This window comes from Shimia sp. SK013 (assembly GCF_001292625.1).
Classification (GTDB): Bacteria; Pseudomonadota; Alphaproteobacteria; order Rhodobacterales; family Rhodobacteraceae; genus Shimia.
On sequence record NZ_LAJH01000013.1, the window covers coordinates 15497 to 32346 of the forward strand.

The 16850-nt window shown below is 58.6% G+C and carries 18 protein-coding genes; 8 read left to right on the plus strand and 10 right to left on the minus strand.

Features of this window, described 5'->3' with window-relative positions:
* Positions 1-202 precede the first annotated feature (202 nt).
* From SHIM_RS12410 to SHIM_RS12420, 3 genes are read right to left on the minus strand one after another with little or no spacing between them, the layout of a single operon-like run.
* A complete protein-coding gene (locus SHIM_RS12410; RefSeq protein WP_054002992.1) occupies positions 203-1477 on the minus strand; it encodes a bifunctional folylpolyglutamate synthase/dihydrofolate synthase in 1275 nt (424 codons plus the stop codon).
* Between the two features lie 60 nt (positions 1478-1537).
* Complete coding sequence (accD, locus tag SHIM_RS12415; RefSeq protein ID WP_054002993.1) at positions 1538-2503, minus strand: acetyl-CoA carboxylase, carboxyltransferase subunit beta; 966 nt, start codon at positions 2501-2503, stop codon at positions 1538-1540.
* A gap of 60 nt (positions 2504-2563) precedes the next feature.
* Positions 2564-3445: a CPBP family intramembrane glutamic endopeptidase gene (locus SHIM_RS12420; RefSeq protein WP_054002994.1), complete on the minus strand. Its 882-nt coding sequence runs from the start codon at positions 3443-3445 to the stop codon at positions 2564-2566.
* 186 nt (positions 3446-3631) lie between these two features.
* Here SHIM_RS12420 and SHIM_RS12425 point away from each other — a divergent pair, with 186 nt between their 5' ends.
* The 5 genes from SHIM_RS12425 to SHIM_RS12445 all read left to right on the plus strand — a co-directional run bounded on the left by SHIM_RS12425 (position 3632) and on the right by SHIM_RS12445 (position 8606).
* Positions 3632-4402, plus strand: a complete 771-nt coding sequence (locus SHIM_RS12425; RefSeq protein ID WP_054002995.1) for a DUF6478 family protein — start codon at positions 3632-3634, stop codon at positions 4400-4402.
* 21 nt (positions 4403-4423) lie between these two features.
* Positions 4424-4801: a hypothetical protein gene (locus SHIM_RS12430; protein ID WP_054002996.1), complete on the plus strand. Its 378-nt coding sequence runs from the start codon at positions 4424-4426 to the stop codon at positions 4799-4801.
* Positions 4802-4808: 7 nt separating this feature from the next.
* Positions 4809-5117 (plus strand): hypothetical protein, encoded by a 309-nt coding sequence (locus SHIM_RS12435; protein WP_054002997.1) that lies wholly within the window; start codon positions 4809-4811, stop codon positions 5115-5117.
* Positions 5118-5466: 349 nt separating this feature from the next.
* Positions 5467-7494 carry an NADPH-dependent 2,4-dienoyl-CoA reductase gene (locus tag SHIM_RS12440; protein WP_054002998.1) on the plus strand — a complete coding sequence of 676 codons (2028 nt, stop codon included), beginning with the start codon at positions 5467-5469 and terminating at the stop codon, positions 7492-7494.
* A gap of 206 nt (positions 7495-7700) precedes the next feature.
* Positions 7701-8606: a LysR family transcriptional regulator gene (locus SHIM_RS12445; RefSeq protein WP_054002999.1), complete on the plus strand. Its 906-nt coding sequence runs from the start codon at positions 7701-7703 to the stop codon at positions 8604-8606.
* A gap of 114 nt (positions 8607-8720) precedes the next feature.
* On the opposite strand, the gene SHIM_RS12450 is transcribed toward SHIM_RS12445, so the two are convergent.
* The 4 genes from SHIM_RS12450 to SHIM_RS12465 are packed head-to-tail and all read right to left on the minus strand — an operon-like array spanning position 8721 to position 11688.
* The gene (locus SHIM_RS12450; RefSeq protein ID WP_054003000.1) at positions 8721-9662 is read right to left on the minus strand and encodes an OmpA family protein; all 942 of its coding nucleotides are present in this window, start codon (positions 9660-9662) and stop codon (positions 8721-8723) included.
* Entirely contained in the window at positions 9659-10231 is a 573-nt protein-coding gene (locus SHIM_RS12455) for a peroxidase-related enzyme (RefSeq protein ID WP_054003001.1), read from the minus strand. Before SHIM_RS12455 ends, SHIM_RS12450 begins: the two co-directional genes overlap by 4 nt.
* Before the next feature lie 12 nt (positions 10232-10243).
* Positions 10244-10972, minus strand: coding sequence for a GNAT family N-acetyltransferase (locus SHIM_RS12460; protein ID WP_054003002.1), 729 nt, complete (start codon positions 10970-10972; stop codon positions 10244-10246).
* A complete protein-coding gene (locus SHIM_RS12465; RefSeq protein WP_054003003.1) occupies positions 10969-11688 on the minus strand; it encodes a competence/damage-inducible protein A in 720 nt (239 codons plus the stop codon). The genes SHIM_RS12460 and SHIM_RS12465 overlap by 4 nt, the downstream gene beginning before the upstream one ends.
* A gap of 60 nt (positions 11689-11748) precedes the next feature.
* On the opposite strand from SHIM_RS12465, the gene sfsA reads away from it, so the two are divergent.
* Positions 11749-12459, plus strand: a complete 711-nt coding sequence (gene sfsA, locus SHIM_RS12470) for a DNA/RNA nuclease SfsA (RefSeq protein ID WP_054003004.1) — start codon at positions 11749-11751, stop codon at positions 12457-12459.
* Positions 12460-12702: 243 nt separating this feature from the next.
* Entirely contained in the window at positions 12703-13569 is an 867-nt protein-coding gene (gene map, locus SHIM_RS12475) for a type I methionyl aminopeptidase (protein ID WP_054003005.1), read from the plus strand.
* 170 nt (positions 13570-13739) lie between these two features.
* Here map and SHIM_RS12480 read toward each other — a convergent pair whose 3' ends face one another.
* From SHIM_RS12480 to SHIM_RS12490, 3 genes are all read right to left on the minus strand, one after another.
* Positions 13740-14264 carry a hypothetical protein gene (locus SHIM_RS12480; RefSeq protein ID WP_054003006.1) on the minus strand — a complete coding sequence of 175 codons (525 nt, stop codon included), beginning with the start codon at positions 14262-14264 and terminating at the stop codon, positions 13740-13742.
* 200 nt (positions 14265-14464) lie between these two features.
* Positions 14465-15028: a 16S rRNA (guanine(966)-N(2))-methyltransferase RsmD gene (gene rsmD / locus SHIM_RS12485; RefSeq protein WP_054003007.1), complete on the minus strand. Its 564-nt coding sequence runs from the start codon at positions 15026-15028 to the stop codon at positions 14465-14467.
* A 9-nt stretch (positions 15029-15037) separates the two neighbouring features.
* Positions 15038-16246 carry an NAD(P)/FAD-dependent oxidoreductase gene (locus SHIM_RS12490; RefSeq protein ID WP_054003008.1) on the minus strand — a complete coding sequence of 403 codons (1209 nt, stop codon included), beginning with the start codon at positions 16244-16246 and terminating at the stop codon, positions 15038-15040.
* Positions 16247-16332: 86 nt separating this feature from the next.
* Between SHIM_RS12490 and SHIM_RS12495 the strand changes: the two genes are divergently transcribed.
* Positions 16333-16821: a peroxiredoxin gene (locus tag SHIM_RS12495; protein WP_054003009.1), complete on the plus strand. Its 489-nt coding sequence runs from the start codon at positions 16333-16335 to the stop codon at positions 16819-16821.
* Positions 16822-16850 lie beyond the last annotated feature (29 nt).

Sequence of the window (16850 nt, forward strand, 5' to 3'; positions counted from 1 at the left end):
TTCGGGGGGCCTGATGCCCCCCGTTTTCTTGCCTGCCTGTCCCGATAAGTCCGAGGTTTTCCGCATTTTGATTTTTTGCTTCGGAAAACCCGCGTTGGAAGGACTATAGCGCCACCGATTCGAATCAGTCAACTGGGTGATTCGCAAAAACGAATCGCACTGGATAAAAATGGACGAATCGCCCGCGCAATTTGTCAGCCGCTCAGCCGTTGGACCGCAGCACATGCCCCGCCAGATACAGCGACCCACAAATCAGCACCCGCGCGTTTGGGTTTTGCGCAACAATGGCAGCCAAAGCCGCCTCGACGCTGTCCGCTTCCTGCGCCGCCAATCCTGCCGCTCGGGCAGCCGCCGCCGTTTCCGCAGCGCTCAGCGTGGCCGCCTCTCCGGGAATGGACACCGCGTGCAACGCCTCGGCCTGCGCTGCCAAAGGCGCCATATACCCGCCAACGTCTTTTGTGTTCAGCATGCCGCAAATCAAAAAGGTCGGGCGTTTGGGCAAACTCGCCAGATGTGCGCCAAGTGCCTCACCGGCCGCCGCATTGTGCCCGCCATCCAGCCACAACTCCGCCTCCGGCGCGGCCTCAACCAATGGTCCTTCCCGCATCCGCATCATCCGCGCAGGCCAAAACACATCGCGCATTGCTGCCTCACAAGCGGCCTCATCGCAGCCAAGATGGCGCAACGCCGCAATTGCCGCGCCCGCGTTCTGGATTTGATGCGCGCCCGGCAGGGCTGGCAATGGCAGATCCAAAAGGCCGGTTTCATCCTGAAACACCAGACGCCCGCGCTCTTCCCACACGTGCCACTGTTGACCATAAGCAATCAGTGGCGCGCCCAACTTCGCCGCTGTCGCCTCGATCACATCCATCGCCTCATCCGGCTGCGGTCCCACAATCACCGGCACACCGTGCTTGATAATACCCGCTTTCTCGGCGGCAATCTTGGCCACGGTGTCGCCAAGAAATTGCTCGTGATCCTTGCTGATCGGTGTGATCACCGTGAGCTTGGGCGCATCAATCACATTGGTCGCGTCCAGCCGCCCGCCGAGGCCAACTTCAAGCAACGTGTAATCCGCTGTGTTGCGGGCAAACGCCAGCAACCCAGCACAGGTAGTGATCTCAAAATAGGTGATGTTCTCGCGATTGTTGGCGTCCCAGCACTCGTCCAGCACGTCGGTCAGATGTGCCTCGTCAATCAGCGTACCTGCCAGCCGGATGCGCTCATGAAACCGCGCCAGATGCGGGCTGGTGTAGGCATGCACCCGCTTGCCTGCGCCTTCCAATCCAGCGCGGATCATCGCCTGCGTGCTGCCTTTGCCATTGGTGCCGGCCAGATGGATCACCGGCGGCATTTTGCGCTCTGGATGATCCAGCGCGCCAAGCAGCCGCCACATCCGATCCAACGTCAGATCAATGATCTTGGGATGCAGTGCCAACATGCGCGCCAAAATGGCGTCGGAGGTGTTTTCAGTCATTGCCCACTCTTTTTCGCACGGCTGCAACACAGGCGCCCCCCCTCAGGGGCAACGCCGCCTTTATGCCTTCGCTTCAGGCGCTTTCTTTTCCGCGTCAGCTTTCGGCGCTTCGGCCTCAGCCTCGTCTGCTCCGTCTTCTACCATCTCAGGTGACGGCAGATCGCCTTTGACGGCTGGAGTCAGCCCCATCAACATACGGATGATGGTGACCAGCTCGTCTTTCATCTTGGTACGGTCAATCACCCGATCAAGCATCCCGTGATCCAGCAGATATTCCGCCCGTTGGAACCCTTCCGGAAGCTTCTCGCGGATGGTTTGCTCGATCACCCGTGGGCCGGCAAAACAGATCAACGCGTTGGGTTCGGAAATATGCACGTCACCCAGCATCGCATAAGACGCGGTCACGCCGCCGGTTGTCGGGTGGGTCAACACAACGATATACGGCAGGCCCGCTTCTTTCAGCATCTGAACGGCAACCGTCGTGCGCGGCATCTGCATCAAGGACAGAATGCCCTCCTGCATCCGCGCGCCGCCTGCGGCTGAAAACAGAACCATCGGGCGTTTCAATTCCACCGCACGCTCGGCCGCAGCGATAATGGCGTTGCCGACATACATGCCCATGGATCCGCCCATGAAAGAGAAATCCTGCGCCGCCGCCACGATCGGTGTGCGGCCCATTTCGCCTTCGGCCACCAGCATGGCTTCTTTTTCGCCGGTGTTCTTTTGCGCCGTTTTCATACGCTCGGGATATTTCTTGCTGTCACGGAACTGCAACGGATCGGTCACCGGCTCCGGCACATCCACCTCCACGAACACGCCGCCGTCAAACAGCGCTTCAAACCGCGCCCGCGGGGTAATGTGCATGTGATGGCCACATTGCGTACAGACGTTCTGGTTACCTGACAATTCACGGTGAAACAGCATCGTGCCGCAGTCGTCACATTTGGTCCAAAGATTGTCCGGCGTCTCGCGGCGCGAGAAAATCGAGTTGATCCGCGGACGGACATAGTTGGTGATCCAGTTCATGCGATCAGGCCCTCTGATAACGTTGGGGCATGAAATAGGATGCCCCGACGCGAATTGCAATCAGCGTCGCAGGGCAATCCGTGCAGTCAGCCACAAACACACCATGCTCAGGAACTCCAAAGGCATCATGGCCCCCATGACCTCGGCATTTCCGGGCCCATAGGGCAAATGATACAGTGCCAGCCCGCCAAGCTCGTCTTTGAACCCGATCACGCTGAGCGACATAAAGTTATTCAGCATGTGAATCGCAATCGCCGGCCCCAAGGTACCAGCCCGCGCGGTGATATCTGCCATCATGACACCAAACGCCGTCGCCCAAAGCGCCACCAACACGGCCGTATCGCCATAAATTTCCGGCGAATAATGCAGCAGGCCGAACAGCACACTTGGCACACCCATCCAGACCAGCGGTGACCGGCTTTCAGCGGCCAATTGACTTTGCAGATAGCCGCGGAATACCAACTCCTCGGCGCTGCATTGGATGGCCAACAACACCAGCGACAGCGGCAGCAAAGCCAGCCATTTTCCCAATGGCATAACCTGCGTCACCGTCCCGTCTCCGGGATAGGGGACCAAAAACAGGACCGCCCCAAGCAACAGACAGTACTTGCCCACCCGCCACGCCTGAGCCATCGCCAAGGATTTAGGTCCGACCAGGCTGGCCAGATCGCGTTTGTGCAGCACCCCGATCACCATCTTCAGCGCCAGAATAAGCGTGCCAAATCCGCTCATCAGGATGACCATGTGCAACACCGTCCCGCCGCGCAATATCGCGTCAATGTCAGGCTCAACCGGCAAGATAGAGGCCGCGAACACCACCCACATCAGCAAAAATGCGAGATAGAGCGCAATGGTGATCGCCACTCCGGTGCAAAGCCGCAATAACCCGCGACGCGCGCGGGCCGGGGCCACAAGTCCATCAAATGCTGCGTAAGGCTTCATGTCTTTTTCCTAGGCGATTGTGAGAGGCCTGCCTACTGCTGCGTTCGGTTATTCCGAAATTTTTCTGCCTTTAAGACGGTTTAAGTGCAATGCAGGTTTGTCTCACGTCATCCATTTAGGTAGACAGGTAAAAACGGAGGCCGGATTGTTTCGCCTTCAGAAACAATTGAGGACACGCAGAACAGCATGGCGCGCACGGGCGGATTGATCGAACGCATTTATCAATGGGGGCAAGCCCGCTATTGGGCCAAGAACGCGCGTAAGGCCGCCGAGACCGAACTGCCTGCTCTGCGCCAACAGCGTCGCCGCGCCCGAGGATTGCGCCAGCATTTGGATACGTTGATCTCGGTGAGCGAAAGCCGTCTGGCGCTGCCAATCATCGGCTCTAACGCCTTTCCCAAACCCCATGGCACCGACTGGTCATGGCGGCCCGCCCTCTGGCGGGAACCGATCCCGGTCAAAGGCCGCGCCGCAGTGGAGAACAAGGAAAAGCTCGGCGAAGAGGTCACGCTGTTTCACGATTGCCGAATTTCCGAACTCACCCTGCGCCAGCTTAGGAACACCCACGAGAAAGACCTCGCCCCTTTTGGCCTGCGCATGGATGTTTTCCGCTTTGACGGCTCGTTTTTGTCTCTGGTCGTGGACATGCCCACCGAGGCAGTCGAAGGCTTGCTGCGCAGCCACGTCATCCGCATGGACACCATCGTCGAGATGGAAAAACCTCTGGAAATCTTTGCACGCCTCAACATTCGCCACGGCCCCAACACGGAACAAATCGTGCGCGAGCTGCCGCTTCAGGCCGAAGACATCCGTGTGGAATTTGACCTCGCTTACTCCAACCTCAATGAAAAGCGGGTCGAAAAAATGTGGATCGACCTGATTTTTGAAGGGCCCGAAATGAATCAAGTCATTCTGCGGGACCTGACCTTTAGCCGCCGCCCCCGCGCCGAATTTTGACGCAGCCTTAGGAGTCTGAGTATGAGCCTATTGATCCTGACAAAGACCCGGCTGTTTGAAGGCAACTGGGAGGGCATGCTGCACTATGAAGGCGGCACTGGCCCTGAGCCCGCGGTCGAGGTGACATACCTTGAGAAAGCCGTCCCCGGCGTGGTGTTGAGTGCGGCAGGCGACGATGGCAAATGGGCGCTGCGCATTCCGCTGCCGCACGAAAGCCTGTCAGATGGCACCCACACGATCCTGATCGAAAACGCCGCCAACGGTGAGCGGCTGGAAAAAATCACCTTTATCGCGGGCGAGGCTCTGGCAGATGATTTGCGAGCAGAAATTGATCTGTTGCGCGCCGAACTCGACATGCTCAAACGCGCGTTCCGCCGCCACTGTGTCGAAACCATGTGAGGGGTCGATGATCACCGAGATCGTCAGCTTTGACTTGCCCGCGGACATGCCGCGCGACACTGTGCTTGCGCTTTTTGAGCAAACTGTCGCGCGCTGGCAAGGACACCCGGACCTGATACGCAAACAGTACCTTTATGACGCCGGCGCAAATCGTGGCGGTGGTGTTTATCTCTGGGCCACCCGTGCCGCGGCAGAGAGCGCCCACGACAGTGCATGGTGTGACACGGCGGAAACGCTGTATGGCAGCCGTCCGACATTTGCCTATTTCGAAACCCCGTTTGTGGTGGACAACCGCGCCGGTGAGATCCTGCGCTAACGCCTCCGCAAACGGCGGCGCTCCCGCCTCCGCTTGACGTCTGACGACGACGCGCGGCGTTGGGCGTGGCTCAAGGCCGCGCCTTGAGCCTTTCCTCGTTTTGAGGGGCTCTGCCCCTTGGAACCAGCAAGCTGGCACCACCCCGAGGTATTTGCTGAACAGAAAGCCAAAACAGGGCCAGGAAGCGCGCGGACTTTGTGTGCCAATCAATGCGGAGAGGTGTCTGTCTCTTGTGACGCTGGGTCTCATGACGCGGCGTTCAAGATGACAGAGGTCCCGCTTTACGTTTTGGTAAAGCATAAAGCACCCACGCAGTCTTGCGCGCGGGCGCCCCTGAGGAGACACACCCATGACCCAATACCCGCATATGCTGGCCCCGCTCGACCTTGGCTTCACCACGCTGAAAAACCGCGTTCTGATGGGATCGATGCACACCGGTCTTGAAGAGACCAAAGACTGGAACCGCGTCGCTGAATTCTATGGTGAGCGTGCCCGTGGCGGAGTTGGCCTGATTGTCACAGGCGGCATGGCCCCGTCCAAAGAAGGCGGCGTTTTCCCCGGCGCGGCCGGTTTGTTTAACGACCAAGACATCGCCAATCATAAGATCATCACCGACCGTGTGCACGACGGTGGCGGCAAAATCGCGATGCAAATCCTGCACGCAGGCCGATATGCCTATGGCCCCGAATGTGTGTCGGCGTCTGCAATCAAATCGCCGATCTCTCCCTTCCCGCCCAAAGAGCTGGACGAAGACGGCCTCGAAAAACAAATCCAGGATTTTGTCACTGCCACCGTGCGTGCCCGCGAGGCTGGCTATGACGGCGTCGAGATCATGGGCTCGGAAGGGTACTTCCTGAACCAGTTCATCGTCACCCACACCAACAAGCGCGAAGACCGCTGGGGCGGGTCGTATGAAAACCGCATCCGCCTGCCCATCGAAGTGGTGCGTCGCTGCCGCGAGGCCGTAGGCGCGGACTTCATCATCATCTACCGCCTGTCGATGATCGATCTGGTGCCCAATGGCTCGACCCACGAAGAAGTGGTGCAACTGGCACAAGAAGTCGAGAAAGCCGGCGCCACCATCATCAACACCGGCATCGGCTGGCACGAGGCCCGCGTGCCGACCATCGCCACCTCCGTGCCGCGCCGTGCGTTCGCCTGGGTGACCAAGAAGCTGATGGGCAAAGTCGGCATTCCGGTAATCACCTCCAACCGCATCAACACGCCCGAAGTGGCCGAGGATGTGCTGGCCGAAGGTTGCGCCGACATGATCTCGATGGCGCGTCCGTTCCTTGCGGATTCCGACTTTGTCAACAAAGCCGCCGAAGGAAAAGGCAACACCATCGCGCCTTGCATTGGCTGCAACCAAGCCTGTCTGGACCACACATTTGGCGGCAAGCTGACGTCTTGTCTGGTCAACCCGCGCGCCTGCCATGAAACCGACTTGCCGATTCTGGCAACTGAGGATGTCAAATCCATCGCCGTCGTCGGTGCTGGCCCTGCTGGCCTGTCCGCTGCCATGACCGCGGCTCAACGTGGTCACAAGGTCACGCTGATCGACCGCGCCGATAAACTTGGCGGTCAACTGAATGTGGCCAAACAGGTGCCGGGCAAAGAGGAATTCTTTGGTCTGGTCGACTGGTACGAGGTCATGATCGCTGATCTTGGCATCATCGTGCAACTCAACACCGAAGCCACCGCCAATGCGCTGGCGGGCTTTGACGAAGTGATCATCGCCACAGGCATCGTTCCGCGCGACCCCGGAATTCCCGGTCAGGATCGCCCCGAGGTGTTGAGCTATCTCGATGTGCTGCGCCACAAGAAACCTGTGGGCAAGAAAGTCGCCGTGATAGGCGCGGGTGGCATCGGCTTTGATGTGTCGGAATTCTTGGTGCACGAAGGCGAAAGCCTGACAGAGAACCTGCCAGAATGGATGGTCGAATGGGGCGTCTCCGATCCTGAAACCCATCGCGGCGGTCTGGCCCCCGAAGGTCCGCAACCACATGCCGCAGCGCGTCAGGTTATCCTTTTGCAGCGCAAAGCCAAAGCGCTTGGCAAGGGTCTGGGCAAAACCACTGGCTGGATCCATCGCGCAGCACTTAAGATGAAGAACGTCGAAATGCTGGGAGGCGTGAACTATGAAAGGATCGACGACGACGGTCTGCACATCTCCTTTGGGGAAGCGCGCGAGAACCCGCGCGTGCTGGATGTAGACAATGTGGTGATCTGCGCAGGTCAGCTGCCCAACCGCTCGCTGGCCGACGCACTAGAGGCCGAAGGCGTGACCTGTCACGTGATCGGCGGCGCCGACGTGGCCTCTGAACTCGACGCCAAACGCGCCATCAACCAGGGTACACGTCTCGCAGCCGCGCTCTGATCGCACACCTTAAGTAACAAGAGGGCGCCAAACATGGCGCCCTTTTTGTCTCTTTCCCCACCGTTTCCAGCGAAACAATCACTGTTTCTCTGTTTCCTTGCCGCAAACGATCCCCGACAAAATCCAGATATTGTCTGCCCTTTGCCCTCATCCTGCCTGATTTGGGCGTCATTCCTTGTCCCCAACGACGAGAAAAGGACGAGTGGATGGACCGCCTGACTGAAATGGAAGCTTTTGCCACAGTGGTGGACCAAGGTGGATTTACGGATGCAGCCCGCAAAATGGGCATCTCCAAATCCGCGGTGTCCAAACACGTTTCTAGCCTTGAGGCCCGCCTTGGCGCCCGCCTGTTGAACCGCACCACACGCCGTGTCAGCCCAACCGAAATTGGTTTGGCTTACTACGATCGCGCCCGCCGCGTTCTGAATGACGCGGGTGAGGCCGACGCGCTGGTCACCTCTATGCAATCGGCGCCCTCGGGCCTGCTGCGCATCTCAGTGGCCACCGATTTTGGCGTGAACCACCTATCTCCGGTGTTGGGCGAATTTCTATCTGAATTCCCGGAAATCACCGTGAACATGGTGCTCAACAACCGCTACGTTGAGCTGATCTCCGAAGGTTTTGACATGGCGATCCGCATTGGCGAGCTGGAAGACAGCACCCTGCGGGCCCGAAAGTTGACGGAAACCACCAAACGTATGATCGCCTCGCCGGCCTATTTCGAAAAATACGGCCGCCCCGAGAAGATCGACGATCTGAACGATCACAAGCTGTTGCACTATTCGAGCCAATCCAACGGCGCTGTCTGGAAACTGACCGCACCTTCTGGTGAAAAACGTCAGGTTCGCACAGCCGGCTGGCTTTCGGTGAATGACGGCCAATCCCTGTTGAACGCGGCTGTGTCCGGTCTCGGCATCGCTTATCTGCCCAGCTTCCTCTACGCAGATGCGCTGGACCAAGGCTTGGTGATGGACGCGATCCCGGACCTGCCCATGGAAACCCAAGGCATCTATGCGGTTTACCCACCCGGCCGCTTTACCCAGCCCAAAGTGCGCGCTTTCATAGACTTCTTGGTGCACGCGTTTGCCGAAAAAGGCCCCAGCGTCTGGTAACAGCATTCACTACACCGAAATTCCCTGGCTTTCACCGCGAAAGCACCTGCGACCCGGGTTTCTGCATGACCCGGGTCTTTTTTGTCCGCAAAACTGCGGGACACTGCGGCCCCCTCACTCCGTATTCAACAAAACCACTTCAACCCGCCGATTGGCTGTACGCCCGGCGTCGGTTTGATTTGAGGCCACTGGCGCCAAATACCCGACACCCTGCGCCTCAAGCTGTTCCTTGGCGACACCATGCGCTTCAATCAACCGCTGCATGACTGCGACCGCCCGCTTGCGCGAAATCTCGATATTCACGTCCAGACCGCCCTCGGCATCGGTATGCCCGACCAAAGCAACGCGCCGACCCGCGTCTGCATTCAAAAACGTCGCCAACTCGCTGAGCGAGCCAAACGGCCCTGCTCCAAGTTGCGAAGACCCTGTTTCAAATTCCAGATCGCGTAACGTTTTGTACCCGACAGTTTCCAAAGCATAGGCCCCTGTCGACGCCTGCGGGAGTGTCTGTTGATCGGGCACAGATCCCGGCCGCAGCTTTGGCCGCCCGCGCAAAATCTCCTTAGAGGGGCCGACGTCAATCACCTGAACCATACCGGCCTCAGCGGTTCGGCTAATCATGACACCCACCGCGTGCAGCCTCGCATCCGACGATTTTAACGCGGACAGGAACACATAGTCTGACAAATCAACAAACATCTGCGGCGGCAGCATGACTTCGACGTCAAACCGAAAATCAAACCCCCCGCAGGCCGCAGCATCGCACGAGAACACGATGTCATAGTCGTCCTTAAGCAACTGCGACGCCAGTCGTGACGCCAAAGTCGCCGTGCCGTCAAACCCGCTAGCGATCCGCCAGCTACGGCGCCGCACTTCGCCCGGCACGCGATCCACCGGAACCGCCCCGTCCTCGTATGCGCCAGTCGGCAGCGCATAAATCCGTGACTCTGCCGGCTCGGTTGCCACAGCCTGCGCGCCATCCGGCAACGCAGGTTCAAACGCCGCCGCAGGCAGCCCGACCCCAAGGGCCAGTGCTATGGCGACGCGCCATATCATCGCGCGAGCGCGTGGTACTCGTCATTGGGCCGCATGTCGGTCGCCGAAGCGACCCGGTTAGACATGTTGTAAAACCCGGCCACATTGGCAATGTCCCATATATCACGATCCGAAAACCCGACATCGCGCAGCCCTTGGCGGTCGGCCTCTTCGATGGTGTAGCTCGCCATGGTCATTTTCTCGGAGAACAAAAGCATCGCTCGTTGCCGCACATCCAAATCGGCCACACGCCAGTTCATCACCATCATCTCACCCAGCATCGAATCATTTGACAGCTGCCGCACGGCGGCGCCATGCGCCACAAGGCAGTAAAAACATTTGTTGATCGAACTCACCGCCACCGCGATCATCTCACGTTCCAGCTTGCTCAACCCGCTCTCGCCCAGCATCAGGTCGTTATAAAGCGCCGTGAACGCGTTCAGCTTTTCGACGTGAATCGCATAAGCCTGAAGCACATTGGGCACCATGCCCAGCTTTTCCTGACAGATCTCGAAGTAGCGCTGCGTTTCCGGCGGCAGCGGGTCCGCCATCGGAATGTCCAAAGCCGTTGGTTTGCCCTGTGTCGACATGAGTTCTCCTCCTCAATCCGTCGTCTTTTGTCTGTAATGATACTGTCCCACAACCGTCATGCCGAGGGAAGCGTAGAGCCCGTTAGCTCCGTCATTGGCTTGGGTGCAAATCACAGAAAGCGTATGCCCGCCTTGATCAAGCACCCAAAAAGCGGCGCGGCGCATCAAAAACCGCCCGACGCCCTGGCGGCGTTGAAACGGCAAAATCTCAACCGCGTGCACCATGCCGATACCTTCGTGCATCGCCAGAAAAGACGTGCCCGCGGGCTTGTCGTTCCATCGTGACACGAAGCCGGTCTTGGGTTCCTTGGCGCGCTTCATCACATCGATCCGCGCAGGTCCAATGCCGCCCGACGCCCATATCTCTTCCATAACTTTCAGAGGTTCCCACCCCGGAATGGCCGCAGTGCGCGGCGGGCGTTCAGTGGCGATGTCAGCAGCAGATGCCGCGTAGATATTCACCGGATCAATCACGCCATAGCCTCTTTCGGCCAATGCGGCATCCAGCGCGGCGTCCCCGTCACGGATCATGAACAGCTTGACTTGACCCAAGGCCTCCATCGCCGCCTCAGCGCCATCAATGTCAGCCCCGTCAAAGACCCTGTTGACGGTCGCAGCCTCAACCCGCTTGCCGCCGCCTTGCCCGTCGCGAATGGTGAATGGCCCGACGTCAAACCGGTCTGCCGGCGGCCAGGTTGCTTCGGTCACGTCATACAACGTCTGCACCGTAGGCAAGTTCATGCAAACATCCCCGCGAGTTTCGTGATCGCCGCATCAACCCGCGCGCCGTCCGTGCCGCGAATGACAATATTGGCCCCAAACGCACCGTTTTTCTGAAAGGGATAAGACCCAATCGACAGATCGGCAAATTCCGCTGCCAACTCGGCCAAGGGTCCGGCAATATCACCTTCACCGCGATCAATCCGCAGCGTCTGGCTCAACAAAGGCGCGCCGCCCGTGAGGGTCGGCAAAACGCTTGCGACCATCGCTTGAAACACCATCGGCACGCCCGCCATCACGTGCACATTTCCCACGGTAAATCCGGGTGCAACCGACACCGGATTGTCAATCAATGTGGCATGCTCTGGAATGCGCGCCATGCGTTGACGCGCGGTGTTAAACTCCTGCCCGCTGGCATCGTAATGCGCCTGCAACAACGCGGCCGCATCAGCGCGCACATCAATGCTTTGACCAAAGGCCTCTGCGACACAATCAGCCGTAATATCATCATGCGTTGGCCCAATGCCGCCCGACGTGAACACGGTGTCGTACCCTGCGCTCAGCGCTTGCAACGCCGTCACAATCTGCGGCGTGTCATCTGCCACAATCCGCACTTCACTCAGACTGATCCCCAACTTGGTCAACTCGCCCGCAAGGAAATGCATATTCGCATCGCGCGTGCGCCCTGACAGGATCTCATCGCCAATCACCAACATTGCCGCCGTCGGATTTGCCATAGCGTCTACTCCCGTTTCCATCACTTGCCAGAGGATACAGCCCTCTATACGTCTGGGGTCATGCAGTTTTCCACCCCCCTTGTACCCGCCGTGCTGATCCGCCGCTACAAACGCTTCCTTGCGGACGCCCGTCTGGCGGACGGGTCTGAAATCACGGCCCATTGCGCCAACCCCGGCTCGATGATGGGTCTGGCTGATCCGGGTATGAAAATATGGCTGGAACCCAATGATGATCCCAAGAAAAAGCTCAACTACGGCTGGCGTCTGGTGGATCACGAAAACGGCCACTTCACCGGCGTCGATACCTCGGTGCCCAACCGCGCCCTCAAAGGCACGCTGCTGAACCGCGAAATTGCTGCCCTCGCCGAATATCCAAATGTGCGCCCCGAAGTGAAATACGGCGAGAACAGCCGCATCGACTTTCTACTGACCGATGACACAAAACCCGACCTCTATGTCGAAGTGAAATCCGTCACGTTATCGCGTCAGGCCGGCCTCGCCGAATTCCCTGACAGCGTCACCGCGCGCGGCACGAAACATCTGGCCGAACTGCAATCCATGATCGGACAGGGCCACCGCGCGATGATGCTTTACCTTGTGCAACGCACTGATGCGGACACCGTCACACTTGCCTCAGACATCGACCCGACCTACGCCTCCGCCTTTGACGCCGCCATCGCATCAGGCGTCGAAGTGATGGCCCTGAGCTGCAATATCACACCCACCGCCATCGAGGTTGGCGACCCTTTGCCATTCAAACGTCACCTCTGATCGCCATGCCCTCCCGCCTCTTTGCCCCCACAGCAAGCTGCGCGTCAATGTGTTGGGCGTGGCTCAAACTTGCGGTTTGAGCCTAAAACCTCCCGTCATCTTCCTTTTGCACCAAATATCCTGGGGGAGTCACAAACCCTGTTTGTGACGGGGGCAAAGCCCCCGTTTTGCGCCGCCTCTGGTTCTTTGCGCAAAGAGCCCTTAAATAGCCTCAGACCCACTTTTTTTACGGAGCACCACAAGATGATCGGCAAGGCCCGCCAGACCAAGGACGGCATCCGCATCCACGATTCTTCCGACTTCGCCGGCATGCACGCCGCCGGCGCGCTGACAGCGCGCATTCTGGATGAGATCGCTGAACATGTCTTTCCGGGGCAATCCACCCGCGAACTCGATCGGATCATCGAGGAAAAAGTCGACGCCGCCGGCGCCAAATCCGCGACAATCGGCTACCGCGGCTATGAACACGCCAGCTGCATTTCAGTAAACCATGTGGTGTGCCACGGCATTCCCGGCGCGCCGATTCCCAAAAGCGCCGGCGAAACCGTCTCCAAAGACCTCGAAAAACGGCGCACCAACGACAGCCTTCAGGATGGCGATATCCTGAACATCGATGTGACGGTAATTGTTGACGGCTGGTTTGGCGACAGCAGCCGCATGTACATTGCCGGAACCCCATCGAAACACGCGAAAAAGCTGATTGATGTCACTCATGACGCGCTCATGAAGGGTATCGAGGCAGTCAGGCCCGGCAACACGTTTGGCGACATTGGCCACGCCATCCAAAGCTATGCCGAAAGCCACAAGATGTCGGTCGTGCGCGATTTCTGCGGCCATGGTTTGGGTCAGGTGTTCCACTCAAAGCCCAACGTGCTGCACTATGGCAAACCCGGCACAGAATCCGTTCTGGAAGAGGGCATGTTCTTCACCATAGAACCCATGATCAATCTGGGTCGGCCGGAAACTTTCACGCTCGCAGACGACTGGACCGCCGTCACGCGCGACAAAAAACTTTCCGCACAGTTTGAACACTCCATCGGAGTGACGGCGACTGGGTTTGAGATCTTTACTCTATCCCCGACCGGCATTTTTCACCCGACCCGCCGCTGAACAAAACCGCTGCATCTGATCAAGGCCAACGCAGCGACCAACACTTGGCGTGGCCTTGAATCGGAACCGGAACGTTCGTTCCACACCGTTCCAATTGCCTTGTTTGCGCCCCATAAAAAGGGTTCCCTCAAGGTGTTCTGTCACGTCGCGCTACGTAAACCGCTGCGTTGTCAGGCCACGTCGTATTGATAGGCATAGCCCGCATCGACCCTATTTTTCGTCAATGCACCAGCGATCTCGCCAATTTTGAAGGACCCCGGGAACCCTGGCAAATCGTGGAATACCCCAGATGCCTCAGCCATGCTGGAAACGATGTATTCACCCGTGCCCGGGTTCACAAGGGCGACCGGGCTTTCGATGTTGCGATCCTGCCGCCCTGCGCTCACAGAGTGTTCCCCGATCTCGGCTTGCGCGGCGACATCACGCCAATACTCGTCCTGGCTCAACTCGGTCACCACCCAAAGCGGCTCGCACGGCGCCAGAAACGTGTCCTTTGCAAACTCATGCGCCAGCCCGTTTTGCCCAAGATCCGGCCCATCGGATCCTGTGGGTATGACCCACACCTGCCAACCGGAAAGGTCTTTCAAATCGGCGCCCGCGTTTTGAAAGGAAGCGATTTCGCCCCCGTCATTTGCCGTGCCGAACGAATTGGGCATGATATGTCGAAACGTAATGCCTTCGAGATTGAGTATCATAATAAGTGCTCCGAAATAAATTTCCGCTATCGAAACCATAAAAAGTATGGCGTTAACGGAGGTCTAACGCACTCAATCCAAATCGAAACCACGCGCAACCAGCACGTCAATTCTCAACAAATTTGGGCCCCCCTTTGCTCAGAACGGATCTTCCGGTGCGGGAATCCACCCATCCGAGCCTGCTCTCTCGCCCTGCGCCGTTAATCCGCTGGTTCCAAAAAGGTCACATGCGTGTCGCCATACCGACGCTGATCCAAAGTCGAAAACCCGACTGGCGCCTGTTTTGGTGTACTTTCTTCCCAGACAACCAGCGCCGCGTCGTCTATCCAGCCGCCCTTGGATGCGGCCCCAAGCGCGGTTTCTCCCAATCCCTTACCATAAGGCGGATCGAGAAAGATCAAATCAAAAGGCGCCTCCGTGTTTTCTGGTAGCCGGGTTGCATCCGCCGCCATCAACCGGGTGCGCGGCTTGGCGCGCGTGATGCGAATGTTGTCGCGGATCAACTGACCGGACTTTCGCCCGTCATCGACAAAACACACATGGTCCGCCCCGCGTGACAACGCCTCAAGCCCCAACGCTCCGGTCCCTGCAAACAGGTCAAGGACCCGCGCACCTTCGATCGGGTTGCCAAATTTACCGCCCAAAAGCACGTTGAAAAGGCTTTCGCGCACGCGATCCGTCGTGGGCCGCAAGTGCGCGCCTGCATCGCCTTTCCCCACGCTCGCCAGTGCCACCCCGCGAAACTCTCCTGCTATAATCCGCATGACTGCTCCTTAGCCACGCATCAGCGCCTTGAGATCTGTATCAGGGTTCGAAATCGCCGCCGCATCCGGAGATTTTCCGCTTTCAATCAAGCGTTTGCCCACCATGTAATCGCGCGGCGCATTCATCGCGTCCACCGCCAGCAACGCATCACCCAGGTAGTACCAGAACGACACTGACCCACCTTCGCCGTCACGCCGTACCACGTGGTCGTATCCCGTGTTCAGACCTGCAATCTGCAACTTCACATCATACTGATCCGACCAAAACCACGGCTTGGCGACATATTCTTTGCCCGCCCCCATAATGTTCTCGGCCACCACCTCGGCTTGATCAATCGCGTTTGGCACGCTTTCCAGCCGGATTCGGGTGCCGCGATACGGAAAAGACGCGCAATCGCCCGCCGCCCAGACATCCGGATCAGAAGTCCGTCCCTGCGCGTCAGTCTTGATACCATTGTCTATCTCAAGCCCTGCCGCCTCCGCCAAGGCCGTCGCAGGCCCGATGCCCACGCCAACGATTACAAAATCCACATCCAGACTGCGCCCGTCACTCAAATCAGCACCGCTTACGCGCCCCTCACCGGTCAGGCGCTCAAGCCCGACACCTTCGATGATCTCGACGCCATGTGCGCTGTGTAAATCGCGAAAATAGTCGCTGGTTTGTGGCGCCGCGACCCTTTGCAGGATGCGATCCTCCATTTCCACCAACGTCACCTTAAGCCCTTTGGACGCCGCCACCGCCGCGGCTTCCAACCCGATGTAACCGCCGCCCACGATCAGCGCGCTGCGCCCCTCGGCAAACTCAGGCGCCATGCCGTCTACGTCAGCCAACGTCCGCACAACATGAACGCCCTCAAGCGCGCCACCGATTGCTGGCGGCAACCGCCGTGGCACCGATCCGGTGGCCAGCACCAGCGAGTCATAGGAAACCTGCTGCCCGCCTGCGATCACCACTTTGTCGGCGCGGTCAATCGCGGTCACGGTTTCATTCAAATGCAGGTCGATGGCGTTCTCGCCATAGTAACTCTCGGGCCGCAGATAAAGCCGTTCGACGTCCATCTCTCCCAACAGGTATTTCTTGGACAAAGGCGGACGCTGATAAGGCGGTACATGTTCTTCGCCAATCAAAGTGATCTTGCCGCTAAACCCACCTGAACGCAGCTTTGCAACACAAGACGCTCCGGCCTGTCCGGCCCCGATCACAACAATCTGCGTCACGTCACTCTCCCTTATTTGATTTGCCTAAACCGCCCGCGAGCCTATATCGCCATCCACAGGAAACGCAAACAAAGAGACCACCTCCCATGACAATTTCAGCTGGCGATACATTGCCCTCGGGCACCCTCATGAAACTTGGCAACGCCGGTCCCGAACCGGTCGCTCTCGAAAGCCTCACCAAGGGACGCAAAATTGTGCTTTTCGGCCTGCCCGGCGCCTATACCTCGACCTGTTCTGCCGCGCATTTGCCAAGCTTTATGCGCAACGCAGACGCCCTCAAAGCCAAAGGCATCGACGAGGTGATCTGTATGTCGGTAAACGACCCTTGGGTCATGGACGCCTGGGACAAGTCAATGGGCGCGTCCGAGGCAGGCGTGACCATGCTCACCGATCCGGACGGCACGCTGACAGTGGCCATGGGGCTGGATTTTTCCGCGCCTCCCGTGGGTTTCATCAACCGCACCCGCCGCTTTGCCGCGATCGTAACCGACGGCGTTGTGGACCTGTTGAACGAAGAAGAAGAGCGCGGCGTCTGTACCTTCACGGCCGGTGAAACCATCCTCGACGCACTTTAACTTACGCCACTTGCGTCGTCCGCGCGTCA

What these genes read in the sequence shown, in the direction of transcription:
- SHIM_RS12410 (WP_054002992.1), bottom strand. Translation starts at nt 1,477, where the DNA reads ATGACTGAAAACACCTCCGACGCCATTTTGGCGCGCATGTTGGCACTG.
- accD (WP_054002993.1), bottom strand. Translation starts at nt 2,503, where the DNA reads ATGAACTGGATCACCAACTATGTCCGTCCGCGGATCAACTCGATTTTC.
- SHIM_RS12420 (WP_054002994.1), bottom strand. Translation starts at nt 3,445, where the DNA reads ATGAAGCCTTACGCAGCATTTGATGGACTTGTGGCCCCGGCCCGCGCG.
- SHIM_RS12425 (WP_054002995.1), top strand. Translation starts at nt 3,632, where the DNA reads ATGGCGCGCACGGGCGGATTGATCGAACGCATTTATCAATGGGGGCAA.
- SHIM_RS12430 (WP_054002996.1), top strand. Translation starts at nt 4,424, where the DNA reads ATGAGCCTATTGATCCTGACAAAGACCCGGCTGTTTGAAGGCAACTGG.
- SHIM_RS12435 (WP_054002997.1), top strand. Translation starts at nt 4,809, where the DNA reads ATGATCACCGAGATCGTCAGCTTTGACTTGCCCGCGGACATGCCGCGC.
- SHIM_RS12440 (WP_054002998.1), top strand. Translation starts at nt 5,467, where the DNA reads ATGACCCAATACCCGCATATGCTGGCCCCGCTCGACCTTGGCTTCACC.
- SHIM_RS12445 (WP_054002999.1), top strand. Translation starts at nt 7,701, where the DNA reads ATGGACCGCCTGACTGAAATGGAAGCTTTTGCCACAGTGGTGGACCAA.
- SHIM_RS12450 (WP_054003000.1), bottom strand. Translation starts at nt 9,662, where the DNA reads ATGATATGGCGCGTCGCCATAGCACTGGCCCTTGGGGTCGGGCTGCCT.
- SHIM_RS12455 (WP_054003001.1), bottom strand. Translation starts at nt 10,231, where the DNA reads ATGTCGACACAGGGCAAACCAACGGCTTTGGACATTCCGATGGCGGAC.
- SHIM_RS12460 (WP_054003002.1), bottom strand. Translation starts at nt 10,972, where the DNA reads ATGAACTTGCCTACGGTGCAGACGTTGTATGACGTGACCGAAGCAACC.
- SHIM_RS12465 (WP_054003003.1), bottom strand. Translation starts at nt 11,688, where the DNA reads ATGGCAAATCCGACGGCGGCAATGTTGGTGATTGGCGATGAGATCCTG.
- sfsA (WP_054003004.1), top strand. Translation starts at nt 11,749, where the DNA reads ATGCAGTTTTCCACCCCCCTTGTACCCGCCGTGCTGATCCGCCGCTAC.
- map (WP_054003005.1), top strand. Translation starts at nt 12,703, where the DNA reads ATGATCGGCAAGGCCCGCCAGACCAAGGACGGCATCCGCATCCACGAT.
- SHIM_RS12480 (WP_054003006.1), bottom strand. Translation starts at nt 14,264, where the DNA reads ATGATACTCAATCTCGAAGGCATTACGTTTCGACATATCATGCCCAAT.
- rsmD (WP_054003007.1), bottom strand. Translation starts at nt 15,028, where the DNA reads ATGCGGATTATAGCAGGAGAGTTTCGCGGGGTGGCACTGGCGAGCGTG.
- SHIM_RS12495 (WP_054003009.1), top strand. Translation starts at nt 16,333, where the DNA reads ATGACAATTTCAGCTGGCGATACATTGCCCTCGGGCACCCTCATGAAA.